The organism is Planctopirus hydrillae (assembly GCF_001707835.1).
GTDB classification, from domain to species: Bacteria; Planctomycetota; Planctomycetia; order Planctomycetales; family Planctomycetaceae; genus Planctopirus; species Planctopirus hydrillae.
Genome location: NZ_LYDR01000004.1, coordinates 51,605 through 75,068, shown reverse-complemented (window position 1 = coordinate 75,068; position 23,464 = coordinate 51,605). Strand labels below are relative to the sequence as shown.

Sequence of the window (23,464 nt, the reverse complement as noted above, 5' to 3'; positions counted from 1 at the left end):
CCGCAATCCCGAACTGCTCAACTACGCCTTCAGCCCTTAACTTGATGCGTATGGGTCAAACGTCTTCGTTTGCCCCCGGATCGATAGATTCTCATCGTTGACGTCGAACAGCGTTGAAAGTCATGAAAACATGTTTCAGATGCATTCGTGCTCTGCCACGATGACATGGGCTAGGGTTTTTCTCCTTCTCCCGTTCTGACGGGAGAAGGTCGGGATGAGGGTGAGCTCGAACGTATCAGGTGAGCGATTAATGAGCGGCTTCATCGTGGGATGCTCTGGATCTCTGGCGACCTGCAAAAAATTGCCACCACTGCTGGCGCCTCAGTGACTGTTGCAAATCAATCAGAAAAGACCCTCACCCTGCCCTTGTATGTTTTACAGGGGGAGGCATCGTGTCTACGATCAAGAAGTCGGGTTTGGCATCGCTGCGTTCGCTGCGCTCACTCCGCGATGCCAAACCGCCAGTCGCGAGTTCGTACTGCCCAGGGCCACAAAGGCCGCGGGAGAGCAAGAAACCGGCTGGTTCCATTCCGTTAACCCGAACAGTCGCCAGGGCCGCTTCACGCGAGCCCGTATCTGCAAGGATGGGGACGAGAATGACTCGCTTTGTCGGTATCGATATCTCCAAAGATAACCTCGATGTCCATATTCTCGACGGAGCTTACGAGCGAGTTCCCAACTCGCCGCAAGGCTGTCAGGAACTCTGCCAGAAACTCCAGGAGCAGGACATTCACAGGATTGTCCTCGAAGCCACTGGTGGCTACGAACGGCTTATCGTCAGCACTCTCGTGGAAGCCGGTCTGCCCGTCGTCGTCATGAATCCCCGCCAGGTGCGAGACTTCGCCAAAGCTCTGGGACTGCTGGCCAAAACGGACAAGATCGACGCCAGAGTCCTCGCACGATTCGGTCAGGTCATTCAGCCGCCCGTGCGAAAAATCTCGGATGAACAGGCTCAAAACCTGCAAGATCTGCTCGCCCGGCGAGGCCAGCTCATCGCCATGCGCACCATGGAAACGAACCGTCTGGGTCAGGCCCGCACGGCTCGTATCAGGAAAGATCTCGAGTCATCCATTGATTTCATTAACAACCGTCTCCAGCAACTTCATGATGAGATCGACACACAGATTCGACAGACTGCTGCCTGGCAGGAAAAAGTCGATCTTCTCAAGAGTGTTCCCGGGATTGGCCCGCAGACAGCCCGCGTTCTGGTGCTCGATTTACCGGAACTGGGCGAGTGCTCGCGGGAAAAAATCGCAGCTCTTGTGGGGGTGGCTCCCATGAACTGCGACAGTGGTGAGTTTCGTAGCCAGCGGATGATCCGTGGTGGACGAAAAGATGTCCGCACAGCTCTGTACATGGCCACATTGGCAGCCACCCGGCATAACGCCGTGATTCGCAGCTACTACCAGAAATTAAGAAACGCGGGGAAGGCCTTCAAAGTGGCCCTGGTGGCCTGCATGCACAAGCTGATCACCACTCTCAATGCCATCCTCCGCGACCGGAAACCCTGGCAACCACAACCCGTCATCGCTTGAAATTCAACACAGTCGCTCTCCCGCGAAGACGCGGGCGAGGGTTCCTGAGGGTACGCTTAACCAGACTGGGTGGTCTCTTCAAGTTTATTGAAGCGTTCGTGAACCAGTCGCCTGAGCGTCAGGAATTCGGGGGTATCGAACTGCCCGGAATCGATCAGTGACGTGGCCAGTGCCCGGGCGGTTTCGACGAGTTGTGCATCACGGATGAGATTGGCTCTTTTGAGTGGGGTCTGGCCATGCTGCCGGGTTCCCAGAACATCGCCATGCCCGCGTAGCTGGAAGTCGGCTTCGGCCACAGCAAAACCGTCGCTCGTCTGTTCGAGTGTCTTGAGGCGGGAAAGGGCATCGGGGTCTGTTGATTTCGTGAACAGGAAACAGAATCCCTGCCTCGAACCACGCCCGACACGCCCGCGAAACTGATGAAGCTGCGATAAGCCAAACTGCTCGGCATGATAAACAATCATCTGCGTTGCCGAAGGAACATCCACACCCACTTCAATCACGCTGGTGGCCACGAGCACATCCAGTTCATGCTCACGGAATTTCCGCATCGTTTCGGCCCGTAACTCTGGAGACATCCGGCCATGCAACAGGCCGACCCGAAACTGAGCCAGTTCTTTCGCTTGCAATCGCTGGTACAAGTCCTCGGCACTTTCCCAGGTTTGAGGACCGGCTTGACCAACCTGTGGAGTCGGCATTGGCTCGGAACTGCGGGTCGTTTCCACTCTGGGGCAGATGACGTAAGCCTGTCGGCCTTCCGTGAGTTTGCCTTTGAGAAAATCCCACGCTTTGCGGGCACTGGGTGCATCGGTCACGACATGGGTGGAGACCGGTTGTCGCCCGGGAGGCAACTCGCGAATGATCGATAGATCCAGATCGCCAAAGGCGGTCAGGCACAGTGTGCGAGGGATCGGTGTCGCAGTCATAACCAGCATGTGCGGAATCGTTGTGCCCTGGGCAAAACGTGCACGCTGCTCGACACCGAACTTATGCTGCTCATCGATCACAACCAGTCCGGGCTTTGAAAATTTGACCCCTTCCTGAATGAGTGACTGCGTACCGACAATCAATTGTGCTGAGCCTTCTTCGATTTCCGAGAGGGTCATGCGTTTCTGAGCGGCCGTCAAGGAGCCGGTTAACAAACGACGTTCGACCTGGCTTTCGGCGAGCAACTCTTCGAGTGTTTCGAAATGCTGCCGGGCGAGAATCTCTGTCGGCGCCATCAGTATGGCCTGCATGCGATTCGCCACAGCGACCAGCATGGCTGCAATCGCCACAGCCGTTTTACCAGCACCGACATCAGCCTGCAGGAGTCGATGCATGGGCCGCGTTTTCTCCAGATCTTTGAGAATCTCTTCCAGTGCCTCTTTTTGTCCGTTCGTCCATTCAAAGGGGAACAGGCGGGCCACTCGAGCGCGAATGCGTTGATCAGCCGGTAAGGCGATCGCTTCCTGCTGTTCAATTCTCATGCGCCGGCGCAGTGCCAGCCCCAATTGAAATTCAAGAAGATCTTCGAGCAGTAAACGCTTGCGGGATCGTTCGTACTCTTCGAGCGATTGCGCCACATGCAAGCCACGGCAAGCCTCGCTGCGAGCCGGCCATTGATGAACCTGGCGGAAGCTGGCGGGAATCGGGTCGGTCAACAGGTGGGCACATTCTTCGACCGCGGCTCTGGTCATCCGCCGCATTTCGTGCATCGATATCCCTTCAGTTAAAGGATATCTCGGCAGAATGCCGGGGCCAGCCTGTTCATCGTCTGATTCCAGCCGCTGGACGAGTGGATGAGACATTTCCCACCGTCCATCGCGTAGTTTCGGCTGGCCTGTCACGAGCAGGACGCTATCGGGTTCATACTTCCGGAAGACATAGGGCTGATTGAACCAGACACAGCGCAGATAGCCACCATCAGCTTTCAGCAGGATGCCCACCATGCTCCGGCCACGGGAGATCCGGCTGTCGCGGTCGACGACAATCCCACGCACAGTCTGTGTTGTGCCTTCGATCAATCCTTCGATGCGGGTGGTTCTGGTCAAATCCAGCACATCACGCGGCATCCACAAGAGCAGATCTTCGACAGTCAAAATGTCGAGCTTCGCCAGTAAAGCCGCTCGTTGCGGCCCTACGGTGCGTAAAAATTCCACAGGAGTCGAGGGGGAGAGTTCTGCCACAACGGCATTCTATCCCAAGTTCGCCTGCGGACGGAATTGACGCCGGGAAACTCGTCACATAGCCTGACGATAACTCCAAGCGACGAATTTCCTTTTCGTCGATGGAGTCGCGGTGTCGATGGCCTGGAAAACAACACGGGCCAGATCAATTTTTGCAATGGAAAGCGAATCCATGTCCATGGGATTTGATGATCAGGATGTCGTCTCGGCAGAAACCATGCATGGGCATGATTGGCCTTGCCTGCGGCAGTTCTGCGTGTTTCTTGAAAATCGAGTCGGTCGGCTCAATGAACTGATGCGGCTGCTGGAATCGGCAGACACGCGCGTGATTGCTGTCTCGCTGGTTGATTCCGTAGATTTTGCTATGGCCCGGCTGATGTTCAGCAATGCCGAGCGAGCCCGGGAAAAGCTGGAACTCTCCGGATTCGCCTTCAGTGAAAGCGATGTGATTGGCGTTTTGCTTCCCGATGGGGACAAGCCCATGTCGAGCGTCTGCACAGAGTTGGTCAAGGCGGAAATCAATATCCATCACGCCTACCCGCTACTTTTCCGGAAAAACGGCATGGGAGCCGTCGCACTTTTTGTGGACGACAACGACCGCGCGGCACAGGCGCTCCGGGCGGCGGGCATGGAAATTCTGACAGATGGCTCACTGCTCGATGATGACGAATCCTTTTAGCGAACCGGTCAACCTCATCAGCGAATGATCTTTGTCGTGCCAACGAAAAAAGGTCCTGATTATCAGTCGATAATCAGGACCTTTCTATGAGCAAAGAGCAGACAAGGCTTACGGAATCAGCACGGTATCGATGACGTGGATGACGCCGTTCGAGGCGCCAATGTCTGTCTTAACGACCTTGGAGCTGTTGACCTTCACACCGTCTGTGGTATCGATCTTGAGAACGCCGCCCTGAACGGTCTTGGCTTCCTTGAGCTTGACCACATCGGCGGCCAGAACCTTGCCTGGAACAACGTGATAGGTCAGGATCGCGACAAGCTTGGCCTTGTTCTCTGGCTTGAGCAGGTCGGCAATCGCAGCATCGCCCAATTTGGCGAAAGCTTCATCTGTGGGGGCGAAGACTGTGAATGGACCTGGGCCCTTCAAGGTTTCGACCAGACCACCAGCCTTCACAGCAGCGACCAGTGTGTTGAAGCTGCCAGCACCCACAGCAACGTCAACGATGTCGCCACCCTTGGCGGCCGGTGCGGCTTCAGCGGGGGGAGCAGGTGCTTCCGGCACAGCCGATTCCACATAGGTGGTGGCTGCAACTGCTGCGACGGGAGCATGTGTTGTGTAGGCCGTTGGGCAAGCCTGTGCCTGACGAACGCGACGACCAGCTTCAGCCTGACCTGAGGAGAGGATCAAACCAGATGCCACACATGCCAACAAAAGACCAGTGCCAATGCGGTTCATTTCAGAGACTCCTGAGAAGCGTGAGTTGAGAACACCTGAAAGGTTCTAGGCACTGATTTTCGATCGACAACCACTTTCTTGTTAAAACAATTAAAGTCCTTAAAAGGATCGATCTGTGCAGAACTTTCGATAAATCGATGCCTTCGAGAGTCACCTTGAACGGTCTTGTTAAACTCTCATGAGCAATGGCCGACTCATCGAGAAACGACGTCCGAAGATCCCTCCTTCTCTCAAAAAGACGCGGGAGAAGGAGGGAGAGAAAAGTCGTTCCGAAGAGGATTACTTGTTTTCTGCTTCGGTCTTGGGAGGTTGTGGCTGGCTGGCTTTCACAAGGGCCTCGATCGAGAGCCTTAAGGCTTCGACTTCTTTACGGAGCGATTCCTGCTGAGCTTTGATGGCCTGGATATCAGCATTGGATTCGTTTTTGGGAGGAGCAAAACGTTCGATGCGTGCCAGTGGTGCAGTTTGCATCAGAGGGACACCAGGAACTCCTGGAGCGGCTGGAGCCATGTTTGGCTGTCCGCTGCGCTGCATTTGTTCCTTGAGAATGCGTTCCATTTTTTCGCGTTGTTCTCGGACGGCCTGTTCATATTGCCGACGGGCATCATCCATGGCCTTTTCGGCCTGCTGCCGGGCTTCCTGTGAGGCTTCGTTCAACTGAACTTGTGGGACAGGCATGAAGCCCATGGAAGGCATGGGGGGCAATGGCATGGCATGTGGGCCGGAAAGCCGACCAAAGAGAGTACGAACCTGGGCCTGGACTTCTGGAGGAAGTGTGCTGACTTCGCTTTCGGAAACATCCCAGGTCGACTCGCCGCGTGTGACCTTGATTTTGCCTTCATCCTTACCCGTCTTGGTGTAGTTAATCGTCATGTTCTCGGGGAGGTGCTGTGACGTCGACATGACGAAGACAGGGCCGGCAATCCGCATACCTGTGCGTTGCCCTTCGACAGGAACTTCTGTGGATGGCTTGAGAATTAAGATATTGCCGTCTTTGGTGGTGGTGACTTTGAAACTTCCCTGACCATCTTCGGCGACAGAAACGACAACTCCGGTGGTCTCATCACCCGCGGGTTCGGCAACTATGGTATAGGTTTGAGTCTCGGAACTGGTGGCATCGTCAGAATCAGACTTTTTCAGGGTGACTTTGCCTGATTGAACGGTCACATGCCCGCTGCGGATCTCGCCATTCGCAGGTTGTTTCGCGACGGGCTCGCCTGTTCGCGTGGTGTATTTCTTTTCGCTTGTGCTGTTCTTTGGGCCGGATGTGCCATCACTGATTTCAAGTGTGACGGAACCACTGCTGGAACTTTGAGTAAAGCCTTGCGAAGACGAGGTTCCAGAGCCCTGGCCACTTGAGGGTGCACCAGAGCCGGAGTTATTCCCTGTGCCTGAACTGCCACCAGAGCCGGATGTACTGCCGGAACCATTGGCTCCTCCAGAGGCAAAGGCACCGCCGGAAGCGGAGGCTGTGCCAAAAGCCGAGACATTGCCTGAGGAAAAACCACCTGTGACTGACTGACCGGCTTTGGGCTTCGCGGGCTGTGGAGCACTCTTTTTGAGGCGCGGTGAGGGAGCCTGTTCCTGAGGAGTTTTGGTCTCATCGGCGATGACATTCACTGAGTGCGATGCAAGGACCGTAAGGATCAGAGCCGCCACAATTCGGGACCAGCGGGGAGTCTGCATGGGAATTCCTTCAAGAAAGGGGTGAGTTGGTTGTTGAGTGGGGTAATGATTTTTTAGAGAGAAACGTGGAGTTTGTGCATTCCGTCTGAACTTCATGCACCCTGCGGGTCTGCTGGGTGTTTCTATATGCTTAAGGGAGCGGTTGTTTGGCGACGACCATGAGATCTCGGACTGGCATGAGGCCCCGGCGGCCATCTTCCAAAGAGACTTCGATCCATTGATCCTGTTGAATCACCTCGGCATTGTGCGGAGCAAGAGCCGCCTTGAGCTGACGTGTTAAGTTCTCCTGCGATTCCCGCTGATCAGCCGTCATCGCAAAGACGTTCTCCATGTTGCCGGCTTCAATCACCGGTACACTCACTGGGCGAGCCAGCTCGACATCATCCGCGAACATGATCTGAACTTCGCCAGGACGAGGGTATTGATCGCGAGCCTGCGGAAACGCATCGATCGTGGTTGTCACTGTGGAGTCGGCTTGATCTTCCTCGAAAGGAGCCACAACCACCGGCTGCGGAGGATTGCCTGCCGGACTCGTCGGGCTTTTGCCGGCAAGGGTGGAATTGGCTGGTTGAGCGGCCATTCGCAAATCCTGGCGAGATCCTGAGAGCGACTGAGATGACCACCAGCCCCCACTAAAGGCCATGACCAGCAGGGCAGCCACCAGAACTCCTTGTGACCATCCGGGAATGTTTGCCCGTCTGGGCTTTTTCAGTGTTTTTCGATGAACAGAAATCGACGACGTCACTGGTGTGGTCAGCGTTTGAGGAATCACTGAAAGGGCTGCAGGAGGTGACGCTGCTGGCAGCGTCATGGACGGAGTCAGCTGGAAAACTCTTTCGAGCAGGCGGTGTTCGAGCAGCGCCAGTGCGACGGCCCGCCACTCACCGTGAAGTTCTGTTTGCTCAAGGAACAACGCTTCCTCGGCTTCCGTCAATTCGTGATCGATCAACCTGTCGAGTTGCTCGGGTTGCCATTCGCTGGTTTGAAATTTCATGGGGTTGTCTCACTCAATAAAAAATGAGCCGAGAGCAGCTGGCGTAATCTGACTCGCGCTCGATGAAGCTGTGTTGTGACCTGCGATTCAGTCAGGCCGAGATGCTTTGCGATTTCGCTGTAACTCCACCCCTGGGTGTATTTTAAGGTCAGTAGTTCCTGATCTTTGGGAAGCAGCCGGGCAATGGCGGACTGAATCAGCTTTTCTCGCTCTTTAGCGAGCAAGAGCCCCAATGGATCAGGGGTCGATTCTTCGTCGTATTGCCGGCTGGCTGAAGTGGCGTAGCGATGCAACATGCGGCGGCGTCTTCCTAAACGTCTGCGGTGCAAGAGAGCGGTTCTGACAGCGACCACATAGAGCCAGGCAGGCGGAGGTTCGGCCTGCTGAATCGAGAAGTCGGACTTGAGCACCGAAACGATGAACTCTTGAAACAACTCGTCGACGGCCTGTGGATCGGCAGAACGGATCGAGAGCACCTGACGAATCCAACTCTGCTGCTCGAGCAGATACCTGCGCATCTGTTCGGCCTGATCGCCGGGAGAGGCGAGGCCAGAGGAGGCGAGGCAGGGAAAATTCTTCATCCTTGATCTCGCCTGCAGGCTGTGACTGTTGACTCAACTCAAAATGGTGACGACTCACCTTACTGTTGCCAGAACACGCAAAAACTTGCAGGGATTCTGTCCTTTTTTCAGGCGACCTGGGAGTAACTCAGTGTATCGCAAACAGATTACTGCGATGTAGGTCTTTGCAGAATAGATTTTTGCAACAGATAGCTGCGACATCGAAGTGTCTTGCGGTTTGGCAACCAAAGAGTGCCGGTCATGGTGAATCGATCACCAGACGAAGAAATTCTGTGAGAAATCGAGATCTCCTCCATGACGCCGGGGGATGAACTTTCGTAAGATTTTCGTCACACCGGTTGCGCTCACGGCTGGATCAGGAAGTCAAACAACTGGATCAGGAAGTCAAACAAGAGGAAGAAATCACACGTTTGGTGAGTCTCTTCCTCTCCGAAGTTTCGATCAGCCCGGCGATCTGTGATCCCTGCTGATTGACTCCCCACATTTTCTGCGGTCGTCGAGCAATGGTAGGGCCTGAGGATGCGTGAAGTTTTCCGTGCTGTGAGTCAGTTTCAATACTCGTTCATTGTTCTAAGCCTCTGTGCCAGTCTGGCTGGAGCCATTTCTCCAGTACCTCTTTGGGCCGATGATGGTGAAGCGATCAGCCCCAGTGGCTACAAGCTTCCGCCCAAAGAAATGGTCGAGATTATTGATGCACCACTTCCTTCGCAGCTACTGCTCTCGCCGGATCATCAGAAGTTTGTACTGCTTGATCGCACTCCGTGGCCCTCGATCGATTTCTTCGCCCGCCCCTTCCTGAAACTGGCCAGTTTGCGTGTGGATCCTGAACTCTCCGTTCAAAGGCGAACGGCCGAGTATTTTCGGATTTCACTGAGTTCGCTGCCGCCCACGACTGAACCGGTCGTGCTTGTTGAGCAAAAGGGTTTATCGACGCCGATCTGGTCACCAGCCGGTGATCGACTGGCCTACACCATCGATACCACAGGCGGGATGGAACTGTGGGTTGTCGATGTGAATACTCCCCAGCCTGTCCCACGCAAGGTGCCGGGAATTCTGCTGACTGACATTGCGGGCTCGCCATTTCGCTGGATCAATAATGGGAAAGAACTGCTCGTGCGGCAGATTCCTCCTGCTCGCGGTCCTATGCCTGTCGAACCGTCGCAGCCGACAGGCCCGATTGTTCAATCGACTTCTGGTCAGAAAACGAAAGCCAGAACTTATCAGGACTTGCTGAAGACCCCTCACGACGAAACTCTCTTTGACTATTTTGCAACCGTGCAACTGGCACGGATTAATGCTTCAACGCTCGAAGTCACTCCTGTCGGTCAGCCGGGATTATATACTTCAGCTTCTGTCTCGCCTGATGGGAGTGCCATGGTGGTGACAAAACTGAAGAGGCCGTTTTCCTATCGAGTTCCCTATAGTCAATTCCCACGAACCGTTGAGGTCGTCGATCTCAAAACAGGTGCCACGCTACGGACACTCAGTGATATTCAGTCGCCGCAGTTCTCGTCGAGCTACGGCGTGAGTGCGGGTGGCCGCATGTTCGAATGGGATCCTCATCATCCTGCGAAACTGTATTGGGTTGAGACTCTCGATGGTGGAAATGCCGAAACCAAATCGAAGTTCCGCGATCGACTGGTCACGCTGTCGGCCCCTTTCAGCGGGCCGATTGCCGAAGTCCTGCAAACAGCGGAAAGGCTGAATGATCTGGATTTTACAACCACCCCTGACGAAGTCCTGATTACAGAAGTGAACACGATTCGCCGGTGGAAAACGACAGCGGTCTTGAATCTTGCCGACCCTGTTGCCAGCCGTCGGGTACTCTTTAATCTCTCAACCAGCGATGCCTATGCCGACCCTGGTAAACCTGTGCGAACTCGGACGGCGGATGGGCAAAGCGTCATCCTCAAGCAGGGGACGACCTTCTTCATGGAGGGAACAGGGAGTTCTCCCGAAGGGGATTATCCATTCCTCGATCAAATTGATCTGGCAACGGGCCAACGATCCCGGCTGTTCCGGTCTCAGCGGGGAACTTATGAGACTTTTGTAGCATTCACCGACGAGACTCAGCGAACGATAGTGACTCAGTTTCAGAGCCCCACGACTCCACCGAACTATCTATTAAAACAACTTCCTCTTCGCCGAGAGGAAGTGCTGATTCCTGGCGAAGCTGCTGCCGTGAGTGCGTTGGCTACAGTCAAATTTGATTCAGGCGGTCGGGCACTCGATCCCATCGTTGGAGCTGCCCAGCCCGAATTCCCGGTGGGTGGGGAATTGATCGGTGCAGTCACGAAGTTTCAGGATCCTCATCCGCAGTTTACTTCCTGTTCGAAAGAACTCCTGACGTATCAGCGGGGGGATGGTGTCCCTCTTTCAGCCACACTCTATCTACCGCCGGGTTATGATCGTAACTCCGGGAAAAAGCTCCCGGTGATTATGTATGCCTACCCACGTGAATATTCTGATGTCCAGACGGCTGGCCAGGTGCGAGGCTCTCCTCACAAGTTTACCCGCTTGTGGGGTGCCAGCCCTTTAATGTTTTTAACTCAGGGCTATGCAATCATGATGGATACGGCGATGCCGATTATCGGTTCGCCCCGCAAGATGAACGATACTTATGTCGAGCAGTTGGTGGCGGATGCCGAGGCGGCTGTGAAAGTGGTCACAGATCTGGGGGTGGGTGATCCCGATCGAATCCTCGTCACAGGTCATAGCTATGGTGCGTTCATGACGGCCAATCTGCTGGCCCATACCGATCTTTTCGCCACTGGAATTGCCTGCAGCGGAGCCTATAACCGGACGTTGACTCCCTTTGGTTTTCAGAACGAGCCGCGAACATTCTGGGAAGCCCCTACGGTCTATGCCAGAATGTCACCGTTCTTTCATGCCAACCGCGTGCGAGAGCCGATCATGCTGATTCATGGGCAGGAAGACCAGAACTCAGGGACATTCCCCATGCAGTCCGAACGCTTTTATGAAGCGCTGGCTGCGAATGGTGCGACGGCTCGGTTAGTGCTGCTTCCTCACGAAGGACATGGATATCTCTCTCGAGAGTCGATCCTGCACCAACTGGCGGAGATGACTGCCTGGGCGGATCGATATGCCAAAAATGGGCAGCGGATCAAACCGAACGGGAACAAATCGCCCGGCAACAATGCACCAGCGATTGGCGATGCTGCGGCAGCCAGTGCCAAGACATTGGATCCGGTTTCAACAGGCAAGCCATCGCCCGCCGATCGTGACGCGACGGAAAGCGTCGCGGACGAGATTAAGCCGTAATCTGTTGGCAGTTGTTGATAGGGATTCGAGAATTCAACAGATCTTTGTGTGCGATGGTGGTGGTTATGAACTGGTCGTTGCAATTGATGTGATGGCGTTGTCACGCGTCACTCATTTGTTTCACGCTGGTGGTTTACGCTGGTGACTTTCATTGTTCAGGGACGGATGAAGATCTCCGACATTTGCCAACTGATGGGTAAGACCTCTCATGGTGTGAACAGTTAAAAGTTTTTTGGAAGCAAAGCCTCACGGCGCGATTTACGCCGGATGACTCTCAGAAGGTCGAACGACGATCCGTACTCCATCGACAGATATGACTTCGATAGGCGTTCCCGGTTGAACAAAGCCGCCGTCACTCACCACATCCAGAATCTGCTGCCCGACTCGAGCTTTACCGGAAGGCCTGAGCACAGTGGTGGCCACACCATGAGCTCCCATTAAGTCTGCAGAAATCGCCTGGAGTTCGTCATGCCGCAAGCGTGGCCTGCCAGTGGCTTCGATGGCCGCTGCGCCACCAGGAGGTGCCAGGATCATGGCTTCCATCCAGGGGAGGTTCGGGAGGTACTTGCTCACGAAAAATCCAAAGATCATCACACCGACCATTGCTGCCGAAATAGTGCCTAACCCATGAGCGATATTGATAGAGGCCCCCCATGCATCGACATGGCGGAACGATTCAATTGCCATGACCAGCGAAGTCAGCACCAGGAGGATCCCGGAGATCCCGGTGACGCCAAACCCTGGAATTACGAATATCTCCATGGCGATCAACACCACCCCCAGAAGGAAGAGTGAAACCTCCAGCCAGCCTGCTGTTCCTCCCAGAAACGCAGCCCAGAAAAACAGTGTAAAGCTCGTGGCGGAAACAATACTCAAAATCCCGGTGAAGAAGTGAGCCTCGAGATAAAGGGCCCCCAGTGCCACCATCAACAGCAACACCTTCATGGGGGTGGTATTCAACACAAAAACCAGTGAATCGACCCAACTGGGTTTGATCGGTTGGAGCCTCATCTCTGCGGAAATTCCCAGCTTTTCTTTGAGGGCATCCAGATTCGGTACAATGCCGTCTGCCATTTTGAGTTCAACAGCGCGTGGTGCCGTGAGCGTGATCACCATTTCGCCGCGAGTCTCTTCCAGTTGCGGCCCTCGTTCCCACAAATCACCAGCGGCTTCAGCCTCTTCCTCCGTCATGAACCACACACGACCCGAAGATTTTTCCCGCATGCGGAAGACTCGCGTTCCCCGGTCAGCCATTGCAGCCGCAATCGCTTCGGGCCGCCCTTTCTGCTTCGCGAGTGCCAGCAAGGTGGCCCTGATGACGGTCATCACTTTATCGGGAACACGTTCAAAGGCTTCACCCGGGCGTGCCTCAATGGGCTGTACATCCCCCATCTTGGCATTTGGAGCCATGTAGATTTCATCACAACCCAGGGCGACCATGGCAGCACCACTGATTGCCTGACGGGGAATCCACGCCACTGTGCGAATCTTCTCCTCGGAGAGACTCGCGATCAGTTCGGCCAGTTCTGAACTGACGGTTGCCAGTCCTCCCGGCGAGTCAATTTCGATAATCAACAGTTCGACACCCTGGGCCTGATATCTGGCAATCTGCCGACGCAAAAATGACCCATTCATCTGGTTAATGACACCATCCAGACGAATGATCCCCACCTTCTGCTGCTCTTCTGCCGGCCTCATCCGCATGGCTTCTTTGGGCAACTGGTAAAGATCGGCCACTTCGGTCTTGGTCTCGGCTGTCTGCGTGCAAACCATGCCCCAGCTTCGCAAAGTTTCACCGCTGAATCGCCCCACCAGACCGGCTTCTTTGAGCCGCTGAGTTTCCAGAATGACGGCTTGCGATGCCTGGAGCTGTTTGAGTTCTTCCGCATCGACAAAACGGATGTCTGTCCCTTTTTCACCACCAGCACCCGTTTTTTCGACAGTCACCTTCCACAGCACTGCTTCTCGATTGGTAAGGCTCGACAAGACGGCGGAACTCACGCGCGGGTTGACCCGGCGGGAGGCAATCATCTGCAGGAGTTGTTGATCTTCTTCGGGCAATTTCTCACCACGACCTAAGTCTCCCAACTCGGCATCTGGCTTCATGACAACATCCTGACAGGCCAGTGCGACCATCGCCTGCCGACCGGTCACTGTCTGCGGCACCCACGCCACAAATCGCACACGCGGGGTCTGTGCCGAAAGCAGGAAACGAACCAGTCCCTGCACCTGATGCGGCGGACTGACTCCCGGCTCGATTTCGAGCACCATCACCGCTGGGCGATTCTCGGCAGTGGCTGTCGCCTGAAGTTTTTGTGCTGTCCCGGTGATCTGATTGAAAACCACATCGTTGATCGGTGCTGTCACACGGACGAACTGCCCCAGTGGTTGACCAACGACTGGTTGACCAGCCAGAGCTTGACCAGCCTGTGGAGCATTTCCATTGGCAATTGATAATCCATCTTTCTCGGCGGGGGCCACACCCTGAGGGATGCCTGGTGCATCTTCACGAGGTGGTGCGCCAGGCACTGGATCGACGGAAGCAAATCCTGCCTTTGGTGCCAACCACAAACATCCGCACAACATCAACAGCAGCAGGCAGTTCGGCTGCAGAAACCACACTTTCGAGGCTCTGCTTACTGACAGAGTTTCTGGTCGTGGAAGCCTCGCCTGATCCGATGAGATCATTAAGCTGCCGTACGAACTCGCACTCATGGGCACTGCTCCTGCCAATAGTTGTGAAGGGCTGCCAATGCTCATCATTCACTCATGCTGAAAATGCGTCGTCGGTTTTCTGATAACAGTCGTACGAAATTATATCCAATTCCAGCGAGCAAAGTGTGAGTGCTTCCAGGATTCATATCGGTTTACGGTCTGACCAGTGAGCATGATGGCCCACCAGGAAATTCTTCGCATCGACTTCCTAGAAAACGAGATAGACCTTCCCGGATTTCTGCGGAGCTTCGGCCGCGACCACAGCCTGATGAACTTCATCGATACGAAACTGCAATCCCACTTCGGTTCGCAGAATTTTGCGTTCCTGGAGAGAACGGATGGTCTTCACGAGAGAAAGTTTCTTCCATAAGTTCATCCTGGCCATCTCAGCACCGAGCCAGAAGCCCCTGACACTGGCTCCGTACGTCATTAATGAACGTGGGGAAAAGCTCATCGGTTCATGCGAAAGTGTCCCGTATAAGACAATCTGGCCAGATTCACCCAGCATTGAAACCAGAGTGGCTGCCAACTCTCCGCCAACAGGATCAATCGCATAACGGATGCGGCCTCCCGGTAACTGCCGCTGAAGCTCTTCTTTCCACCGGCCTGCGTCATCTGTCACGATGACGGCATCGCCACCGGCTCGCTTGACAATCTCGATCGCGCTGGCCGATCTCACCAGATTCATCGTGCGGAAGCCGTAATGCTTTCCGAGAGCACAGACCATCTGCCCGACAGCCGAAGCTGCTGCCGACTGTACGAGCCAGCCACCTTGAGGAATCGACAAGATCTGATTCGTCAACAGCCAGGCCGTGGCGGGATTCACGAAAAAACTGGCCGCTTCGAGGGCATTGAGTTTGGCACCGACGGGGATCACATTTTTGGCTGGCAGCTCCAGTTCTTCGCCCCATGTACCGCCATCGGCAGCAAGCACAGCGACGCGTTTCCCGACCAGCCATCGTCCATACAGACCGGCATTCGCCGCACTCACAATCCCTGCACCTTCATAGCCAATGCGCGCCGGAAGGGGTGGCTGCTTAGTGTACCGGCCACGAATCGTCATCAGATCTGAGGGATTGATCGGCGCTGCTTCCATCCGCACACGCACCATGCCCTTGGCTGGCGACTGAGCAGCCTGGGCAAAAGAAGAGCTCGCTCCGGCAGGTGGCTCATGTTTTGGAGTTGATTGAATTTCAATCACTTCTGCGGGTTCACCTGTTCGACGAAAAATCGCAGCCTGCATGGCACCGCCTTATGAATGTTCGAGTGGCTTCAACACGTTTGTATGAGAAGTTGTGTCTGGTCTGCGATGATGGCAGAAATGGATAGCCTTGAAAGAATCGGCAACTGGCTCTTACACCCATCTTTGAAATCAATGACGTGTTGCGTCTTGAAGTATGTGAAGCATACTTGCTCAACTCTCCCCGCGCGATCGTCTTTTACGGTAGATATGCGGAGTAATGACGCCCGAAACAACGCGTTGCCAAAACCTGGACTTTTGCCAAATTGAGGCTTACATGCGACATGATCGGGTACGCTACCAGGGCGTTTCCATCATGTTGACAATCCGGCGGGCCAGTCTGGAGGTTGAGTCGGCTGTCGCGGTGGCCAGGGATTGGCCAACTTCAGGTGCGAAATCGGCTTGAGAGGCCATGGCAATCGAACTGGTATCCAGCGGCGCGGTCTCCTTACCGAGAACTTCACCACTGCGAAGATCTTCCCAGGTCACATGCACCATCAGTGAGAATTGCAGTTCGCGAGGATCATCCCAGGTGGTTTCCCCCAGAACATCTTTGCGGATTTCGACAATTTTCCCCGAAAGGCGTGTCTCGGCTTCATCGCCATTCACCAGTTTAAACGGGGTTCGTGTGCGAATCTCACGCTGCACCGCTTCCGTCAACTGGTACTCAATCCCCCGGCGGAAAGTATCGTTTTCGAAAATCGGGACAGTCACTGTTCGAATCTGTGGACTGTAAGCTTTTCCAATCGTGTATCCACAGCCGGTGAAAACCCAGGGCAAGGTCGAGAGCAGCGCTAGACAATCACGCCGCGAAACTTCTCTTGAAGCCCAATATGACTCCCGCGGCGGAGATACTTCCTGGCGAAGCTGCTGGTCTCGAGGAGTGGTCATCGCCCCTCCTGAGGTCTTTCACCTGCGGCCTGAATTGTGCGTGGATCAACACCACTGTCGCCGGGAGAACCGCGATCGTCGGGTGTGTCGTCTCCCGGATTCAACAACTCGCGCCCTTCGGATTCCTCGGCAGGAGTCTCTTTGCTGCCGCCCCACCAGCTCCGGGACTTTTCTGTCTTTTCAACAGGTTTGAGTTCGGGTGGTGTGGTGGGAGTTAAACCGGGAATGGGTGGAATCAACGTGGGTTTCGGTTGAGGCGGTGGTGCGATACGGTACTTTTCACCAGTGGCGAATTGTGGCCCGAGCTCATTGAGGATCTGACGGGCCTGAGGAGCATAGTTACTGTTGGGATAGCGATCAATCAGCATGTGGCAATACAGACCCACTGCATTGTCGCGGCGTTTTCTCTGATAGAAGCGAATCTGTTCCCAGAGGCGAGCGACTTCCGCTTCTTCAATCGCAGCCAGCTCTTTTTCCAGCCGGGCGCGATCTTCGGCTTCCGGGTAGAGGCGGAGAGCTGTCTCTTTGAGTTGACGAGCTTCTTCGAGGCGGCGGCCATCGTAGCCAGCCCCTTCGTAAGACATCAATTTGACGTGAGAACCCAGCAAAAATGCCTTCTGGACGTGCGGGCTGTTCGGATACTGCTCTCGTAGAAGTGAGAAGTAGTTATCGGCTTCGGCCCATTTGCTGCGTCGCGCAAAATGACTGGCGGCGAGCATCAGAGCGTCATCGGCCAATGGCCCTGCAGGATCATTGAGCCAGATCGCCCGTAAGGCAGCGATTGCATTTCCTTCGGGATCAAAAACCGGCTTCTTCTCATCGAACAGATTGAGTGCGAAGGCGCTTTGTTTCTTATCTTCCACTGGGGAAGGTGGTGGAAGTCGTTCCCCTGGATTTTGCAGATTGGTCTGCTGAATCTCATCGATTTGCACAACCTTGGGATCATTCAACCAGATCCGGGCAATTTCAAAGAGACGTCGTGAGATCGAATCAAGATATCTGGAGGATGGGTACTCCTTGAGCAGCACAGCGACAATGTCATAAGCATCGGCATAGTGCTGTCTCTGGAAAGCAGATTCCGCCTGCATGAAGAGAGCGTCCTCTCGAATCTCGCTCTTTTTGAACTTCTTCGCGATTTTCTTGAATGCACTTTCCGCTTCAGCAAACTTGCCCTCTTTGAATAGTTCTTCAGCCTTGGCGAACTCTTCAGAGCCAGCGATCGGGGCCAGAGAACGCTCGTCTCCGTCCGCAACTTCCGTCGCACTGGCCTGGGTAATCAAGCCGCGGCGCAGACGCCTTTCGGTGGGGCCTTGAACGCCATCAATTTTGGGTTCTTTGAATCCAGAAACCAGAGGCGATTGCCACTTGGTTGCCGCACAACCCGCTCCTGCAAATGCGCAAAGGGCCAGCAGCATTGCCGCAACGACAAAGCGCGCAGCCATCTGATCAGGTCGTGGGAGCGAATTTATTGGGCCGGTTCCAGACATGGTCATCCATGACACTGAGTCGGACGTGCAAAATATCAGTTGGTGGGAGCAATGAAAGGCTTGAAGAGCGGCTTGTAGCAGAAGCTTGAATTTACTGGAAGCGCAGTAGTTTCAAAGTGTTGGGCCGCTTCCCCAAAGTGTGAGTCACGGCGGCCAACATTACTGCCCGAAGTTCCTTAACCTGTTGTGGCGAAGGGATTAACCGCGACCAGGCCGTATTTTCATTGCTCGCCATCCTTCGCAATAATTGAGCCGTCCCCGCGTGAACAGGAATCTGAGAATAGTCTTCCCGCTGGCATGCAGGGCAAATCATGCCCCCTTGCCCGGGCCAGAAACCAAACAGCCGGCCCTCTGTTAACTCGGCTCCACAAGCCATACAGGTCTCGAAATCCGGGAGTTGGCCACACTCCCTGAGCATGATCAATTCAAACCGAGTCAGCTTGATGGACAGGTTTGACGCATCTGCCAGACTCTCAAGCAGCTTCTGGGCTTCATCGTAAATCTCGGGATGGGGATCGTAATCTTCTGTCAGCCCCAGAATGAGCTCCGCGACGTAATAACCGGCATACAGTGCGTTGAGCTGATTCGGCTCAGGACGGAAGCGATGCACCAGCCGGGCTTCTGTGAGGAGATCCAGCCCGCTGGAAGCTTTCTTGAGAAAGACCACATCACAAGTTGATAGTAAATCCAGTGACGACTCGAATGGCCCTTTTAAACGCCGGCCACCTTTTGCCAAGGCCGAAAAACGCCCGTGCTCTCGGCTGAACATGACGACGATGCGGCTGGTCTCACTGAAGTCTGTGACCCGTAAAATGAGCGCCGTCCCCTTTTCTGCCGCCATTGCCGGGCCTCTGTCCTCTCTGCGGGATGGTCATGCTGAATGATTAAGGCGTATGCAAATCGTGCGGAAGAACGCCTGGTACCAGGAAAAACTCCGGCAATCCCTGGATCATTGGGAGGTTTTTTTTGACTGCGGTAATGCCAGTGCAGTCTCTAATTGCATGAGAACATCTGGCGATTCGACATAGACCAGAGGCTTCAGGTTGGTGGTCACTGGAGGCAAGCGGTAAAGCTGTTCAGCCCACGGGATTTGAGCCCAGGAGGCTGGCCCCTGTGTCACTTCCCAGCCTGTTTCGGTCTTTTGAAGGGGGACGACCAGCCGGGTCTTCGGAGGAAATTTTCTGAACTGGGAAAGTTGAGGGAGTTTTTCCGGGGGCTCTCCCTTCCAGGTTTTTACGACTTGATCGAATGATTGGCCTTGCTCGCTGGTTCCCAGTTCAACTGTCACCACCGCATCAGAGAGGGAAATCTGCAGTTGATTGACTACGACGGGATTGGCTGTGGAAGCAGCCAGACAGGTGAGAATTAAGATCCAGACAACGAGCATTCCTCCGGCCACATACAAGGGCCACTGCCTCGTGGGCAGCAGATCAGGAGGTGAATTCGAATCTCGCAACTGTGATTCAGCAGACAATATACCTCGACCTTTCGCTGCCATCCTCACCCGTCATCCAGTTCTGCAGGAGCAGACCTAAGGCACCTCGGAAGGGATGCATTGACTTGGCGTCGCCAGTGGATCAATTCGTCATGGTTGACGAAACGCCTTGGTCGTATCCACCAGATAAGAATTCAGGAAGACTTCATTGAACTCGTAGATACCATCAAAATCCGTCAGTTGATCTTCATCAGTTTTGCGGAGTTCCCCACGCTCGACGAGGTCAAAAACAACCCGGCCAAAATCGTGTGTCGATTCAATCCCCCACAAACGAAACACGGTGGGAGCCATCATCCCGAACATGCGACTCCCGAGAATTCGCACACCTTCGAGCAGTTCTGCGCCGGAAATGTGAGCAGACTCTTCAGACTCATCCAGATTGCGAAGTTTGCCAGCCTGATCCTGGGCCACTTTCAGGGCCTCTGTGACAAACAGGTAGGCCTGAGGTGGAAATTTCATCTTGGGACGAGTTGCACGATCAATCAAACTCATAGTTTCTGATGCCACCGTTAAGATTTGAGGGATGTAAGAAGAATAAAATAGGACAGCCCTCTGGCGTCTCATTGGATGATACACGCTGTGTCGAGCGTTTCGAAAGTCTGAAGTCGCGGGCATTTCCGCAAATTTATGCTCTTTGTTGTCATATTGACAATCACAGTTCCTGAGGTCTCGGGCCAAATCTGATCTCGAATCAAATTTCCCAGCCAAAACTGCGGAAGGATTGAAGCTCTAGACATCAATCTTTCCCGCAGAAATCACCAGAACGCAGACATGAAAGGCCTGATGGAGGTCTCTGGCTATGTGCGATGCCAGCTCAGCAAAAGCCTGCCAATTCCTGAGCCCCGCTTAGGGAATCGTCCAGATTTTTCGTGGGTCATGAAGGGTTTTTATCGGCACTTGATCAATTCGAGTGACATCGGACTGGCGGCGAAGGGGCTGACGAGCAGAAGGCTTCCTGAACTGTCGGCCAAACCTGCCACCCAACGAGCCCGAAGAGAAACTGCTCCCCGAGTCATGGCTTTAAAGGCGATTTTTGGGAGTGGAGCGCAGCACACGCACGAATCTGTTAAACTCTCGGGTTTTGTCGGGTGCAGGTCATTCAAACCAGCGATTCCTTGAACTCTGTCGAGGTCAAGAATCGCCGGTGAATATGATTTGGCCGTGGATGACAATACAGCGATCAACTCCTTTCGAGGTCATTGATCACAGGATCTGTTTCCACGGATGCTTCCCCGGCCGGCTGGTTTTTGTCAGTAACCAGCACCACGGCAGATGAACCACACGATCAGTAGACAACATCACGAACAGCATTTGGAGTTAAAACAGCTCTCGCCAGAGTGATGTTTTGACTCCCAGGCAATTCCAGCGATTGTGAAACGCCTGAATTCACTGCGAACAACTTGAGGGTAACGGTCTATGGGCGCCTTTCTCGGGATCGACATCGGCACAAGCGGCACAAAGACAATCGTCATGCGGGCTGACGGCGAAATTCTAGGCTCAGCCACCGTCGAGTACCCACTTTCCAGCCCGAAACCCGGGTGGTCGGAACAGGACCCCGAAGACTGGTGGAATGCCGTTGTCGAAAGCACCAAGAAGGCCATTAAGTCAGCGAAAATCAAGGCTGATGAAATCAGCGGGATTGGCCTGAGTGGCCAGATGCATGGCAGTGTCTTTCTGGATAAATCCAGCGAAGTGCTCCGCCCTGCCATTCTCTGGAACGATCAGCGAACTGCCGCCGAGTGCCTCGACATTGAAAAGAAGGCCGGCGGCCGCGAAAAATTGATTGAAATGGTCGCCAATCCGGCACTCACAGGATTTACCGCTCCCAAGATTATGTGGGTCAAGAAAAATGAACCCAAAATCTTTGACAAAACAGCTCAGATCCTGTTGCCGAAGGACTACATTCGCTTCCGGCTGACCGGGACATATGCCACCGAGGTCAGCGATGCTTCCGGCACATTGCTGCTCGATGTCAGCCAGCGGGTCTGGTGCAAGCCACTGCTCGACAAGCTCGATATTCCACTTTCGCTGCTCCCGAAAATGCACGAATCGGAAGAGGTCACCGGGACTGTCAGCGCAATTGCTGCCAAACAACTGGGACTCAAAGCCGGGATCGCTGTCGTGGGTGGGGCCGGTGACCAGGCTGCCGGTGCTGTCGGAAACGGCATTGTCAAACGCGGCGTGATTTCGGCCACGATGGGAACCAGCGGCGTGGTCTTCGCTCACTCCGATGAAATGCAGCTTGACCCTCAGGGCCGTGTCCATACGTTCTGCCATGCTGTCAAAGGAAAATGGCATGTCATGGGCTGTGTCCTTTCCGCTGGCGGCAGTCTCCAGTGGTATCGAAATACACTGGGCCTCGTCGAAGTGGCCGATGCCCGCAGATTGAAAACAGATCCTTACAATCTGATTACCGAACAGGCAGCAGAAGCTCCTGCAGGTTGCGAAGGGCTCTTCTTCCTGCCTTATCTGACGGGCGAGCGCACTCCGCATGCCGATCCACTGGCTCGCGGCGCCTGGGTGGGGCTGACGATTCGGCATGGCCGCGCACACCTCATTCGAGCTGTGATGGAAGGTGCCACTTATGCCATGCGGGATTGCCTGGAAATCATCAATGAATTGAAGATTCCCATTCGCGAAATCCGCGTTTCTGGCGGTGGGGCACGCAGCCAGTTCTGGCGGCAGATGCAGGCAGATGTCTATGGACGCCGCGTGGTCACGATCAATGCGGAAGAGGGGCCTGCCTATGGTGTGGCACTTCTGGCTGCCGCTGGCACTGGCGAATACAAGAGCGTGGTCGAAGCCTGTACTGCCACCATTCGTGTCAACGGCGCGACCGATCCGAACTCCGAGGCCAAACGCGTTTACAACAAGTCGTACCCCATGTTCGGTAAGCTCTATCGATCGCTCAAGCCCGACTTCCCGGAACTGGCCAAGCTGGTCGATGTCTAAAGCCGCTGGAGCTGCATCTATTTGGCTCGATGACGAACAATTCCCCTCCCAGTGACAACTATCATGACGGCATTCTTTCTCTCAGAAGGGGACGTTCGATTTGTAGCCGACATGCCTCTGGCATTGGCAGCGGCCGAACAGGCGTTTCAGGAACTGGCGACCGGGCATGCGGTGAACATTCCGCGCAGCCGGGCGTCGATTCCCGGAGTGATTCTGCACAGTATGTCAGCGGCCTCGACCGGGGTGAAGATTCTGGGGACCAAGTCGTACACCACGACGAAGCAAGGTGCGCAGTTCCTGGTCACTTTGTGGGATGCCGAAACGGGAAAGCCTTTATGTGTCATGGAGGCGGATTATCTGGGCCAGCTACGCACCGGGGCTGCCTCAGGACTTTCCTGCAGGTTGATGTCGAATCCTGAATCGCGGGTGGTGGGTTGCTTCGGCTCAGGGCTGCAGGCACGAACCCAGTTACAGGCGATCTGTATGAGCCGCCCCATCGAGCGCATTGAAGTCTACTCGAGGAACAGTGAGAAGTGTTCGCAGTTTGCCGATGAAGTCTCACAGCTTTGCGATGTCCCGACGATTCCAGTGCATAGCCCTGATGATGCTGCCAGCGAGAAGGACATTGTGGTGTGTGCCACCACCAGTAAAAGCCCGGTGTTTCAAGGCGCTTCGTTAACGCCCGGCACTCACCTGTGTGTGGTGGGGAGTAATCATCTGTCGCGAGCCGAGATCGATCTGGAAACAATCCGCCGCAGTGACTGGATTGCCTGTGATGATCTGGCTGCCTGTCAGAACGAAGCGGGTGATTTTGTCGCAGCGATTGAGGCCGGCTGCCTGGAATGGCAGCGTGTGCAGGAACTGGGTCGAGTGCTGGTGGGTGAACAGACAGGCCGGGCTCACGAAGACGACATCACGCTCTTCAAATCGGTGGGATTGGCGATACAGGACATTATTCTCGGGACACAGGTTTATATCCGTGCCCGCGAAGAAGGCCTGGGTCAACCACTGCCATTCTGAACGG

Annotated in this window: 17 protein-coding genes; 5 read left to right on the top strand and 12 right to left on the bottom strand. The window is 54.7% G+C overall.

The genetic code is table 11. The features are described 5' to 3' along the window. The first annotated feature begins 596 nt into the window (after positions 1-596). Positions 597-1,535 carry an IS110 family RNA-guided transposase gene (locus A6X21_RS00770; RefSeq protein WP_068845303.1) on the top strand — a complete coding sequence of 313 codons (939 nt, stop codon included), beginning with the start codon at positions 597-599 and terminating at the stop codon, positions 1,533-1,535. 56 nt (positions 1,536-1,591) lie between these two features. Here A6X21_RS00770 and recG read toward each other — a convergent pair whose 3' ends face one another. After that, a complete protein-coding gene (gene recG / locus A6X21_RS00765) occupies positions 1,592-3,703 on the bottom strand; it encodes an ATP-dependent DNA helicase RecG (RefSeq protein WP_068845301.1) in 2,112 nt (703 codons plus the stop codon). Positions 3,704-3,875: 172 nt separating this feature from the next. Between recG and A6X21_RS00760 the strand changes: the two genes are divergently transcribed. Then, positions 3,876-4,382 carry an ACT domain-containing protein gene (locus A6X21_RS00760; RefSeq protein ID WP_041402966.1) on the top strand — a complete coding sequence of 169 codons (507 nt, stop codon included), beginning with the start codon at positions 3,876-3,878 and terminating at the stop codon, positions 4,380-4,382. 108 nt (positions 4,383-4,490) lie between these two features. Here the strand turns inward: A6X21_RS00760 and A6X21_RS00755 are convergent, their stop codons facing one another. The 4 genes from A6X21_RS00755 to A6X21_RS00740 form a co-directional block, all read right to left on the bottom strand. Further along, positions 4,491-4,943 (bottom strand): fasciclin domain-containing protein, encoded by a 453-nt coding sequence (locus tag A6X21_RS00755; RefSeq protein ID WP_068845314.1) that lies wholly within the window; start codon positions 4,941-4,943, stop codon positions 4,491-4,493. A 453-nt stretch (positions 4,944-5,396) separates the two neighbouring features. Further along, a complete protein-coding gene (locus A6X21_RS00750) occupies positions 5,397-6,803 on the bottom strand; it encodes a hypothetical protein (protein ID WP_068845299.1) in 1,407 nt (468 codons plus the stop codon). Between the two features lie 130 nt (positions 6,804-6,933). Next, a complete protein-coding gene (locus A6X21_RS00745; RefSeq protein WP_068845297.1) occupies positions 6,934-7,797 on the bottom strand; it encodes a hypothetical protein in 864 nt (287 codons plus the stop codon). Then, positions 7,794-8,378 carry an RNA polymerase sigma factor gene (locus A6X21_RS00740; protein WP_068845295.1) on the bottom strand — a complete coding sequence of 195 codons (585 nt, stop codon included), beginning with the start codon at positions 8,376-8,378 and terminating at the stop codon, positions 7,794-7,796. The genes A6X21_RS00745 and A6X21_RS00740 overlap by 4 nt, the downstream gene beginning before the upstream one ends. Positions 8,379-8,897: 519 nt before the next feature. Between A6X21_RS00740 and A6X21_RS00735 the strand changes: the two genes are divergently transcribed. Beyond that, a complete protein-coding gene (locus A6X21_RS00735) occupies positions 8,898-11,660 on the top strand; it encodes a S9 family peptidase (protein WP_068845293.1) in 2,763 nt (920 codons plus the stop codon). Between the two features lie 258 nt (positions 11,661-11,918). Here A6X21_RS00735 and A6X21_RS00730 read toward each other — a convergent pair whose 3' ends face one another. From A6X21_RS00730 to A6X21_RS00700, 7 genes are all read right to left on the bottom strand, one after another. Beyond that, positions 11,919-14,375 (bottom strand): NfeD family protein, encoded by a 2,457-nt coding sequence (locus A6X21_RS00730; protein WP_165603635.1) that lies wholly within the window; start codon positions 14,373-14,375, stop codon positions 11,919-11,921. Between the two features lie 208 nt (positions 14,376-14,583). Further along, entirely contained in the window at positions 14,584-15,618 is a 1,035-nt protein-coding gene (locus tag A6X21_RS00725; protein WP_068845290.1) for a zinc-dependent alcohol dehydrogenase family protein, read from the bottom strand. Between the two features lie 294 nt (positions 15,619-15,912). Then, positions 15,913-16,506 carry an LPS assembly lipoprotein LptE gene (gene lptE, locus A6X21_RS00720; RefSeq protein ID WP_068845288.1) on the bottom strand — a complete coding sequence of 198 codons (594 nt, stop codon included), beginning with the start codon at positions 16,504-16,506 and terminating at the stop codon, positions 15,913-15,915. Further along, positions 16,503-17,948: an outer membrane protein assembly factor BamD gene (gene bamD / locus A6X21_RS00715; protein WP_165603634.1), complete on the bottom strand. Its 1,446-nt coding sequence runs from the start codon at positions 17,946-17,948 to the stop codon at positions 16,503-16,505. Before bamD ends, lptE begins: the two co-directional genes overlap by 4 nt. A 136-nt stretch (positions 17,949-18,084) precedes the next feature. Continuing rightward, positions 18,085-18,834: a DNA repair protein RecO gene (gene recO / locus A6X21_RS00710; RefSeq protein WP_068845284.1), complete on the bottom strand. Its 750-nt coding sequence runs from the start codon at positions 18,832-18,834 to the stop codon at positions 18,085-18,087. Between the two features lie 108 nt (positions 18,835-18,942). Further along, a complete protein-coding gene (locus A6X21_RS00705; RefSeq protein ID WP_068845282.1) occupies positions 18,943-19,467 on the bottom strand; it encodes a hypothetical protein in 525 nt (174 codons plus the stop codon). 111 nt (positions 19,468-19,578) lie between these two features. Then, a complete protein-coding gene (locus A6X21_RS00700) occupies positions 19,579-19,974 on the bottom strand; it encodes a Minf_1886 family protein (protein ID WP_230849390.1) in 396 nt (131 codons plus the stop codon). Positions 19,975-20,904: 930 nt separating this feature from the next. Between A6X21_RS00700 and xylB the strand changes: the two genes are divergently transcribed. Both xylB and A6X21_RS00685 read left to right on the top strand, forming a co-directional pair. Continuing rightward, complete coding sequence (xylB, locus tag A6X21_RS00690; protein WP_068845278.1) at positions 20,905-22,440, top strand: xylulokinase; 1,536 nt, start codon at positions 20,905-20,907, stop codon at positions 22,438-22,440. A gap of 63 nt (positions 22,441-22,503) precedes the next feature. Further along, a complete protein-coding gene (locus A6X21_RS00685) occupies positions 22,504-23,460 on the top strand; it encodes an ornithine cyclodeaminase family protein (RefSeq protein WP_068845276.1) in 957 nt (318 codons plus the stop codon). Positions 23,461-23,464: the final 4 nt, after the last annotated feature.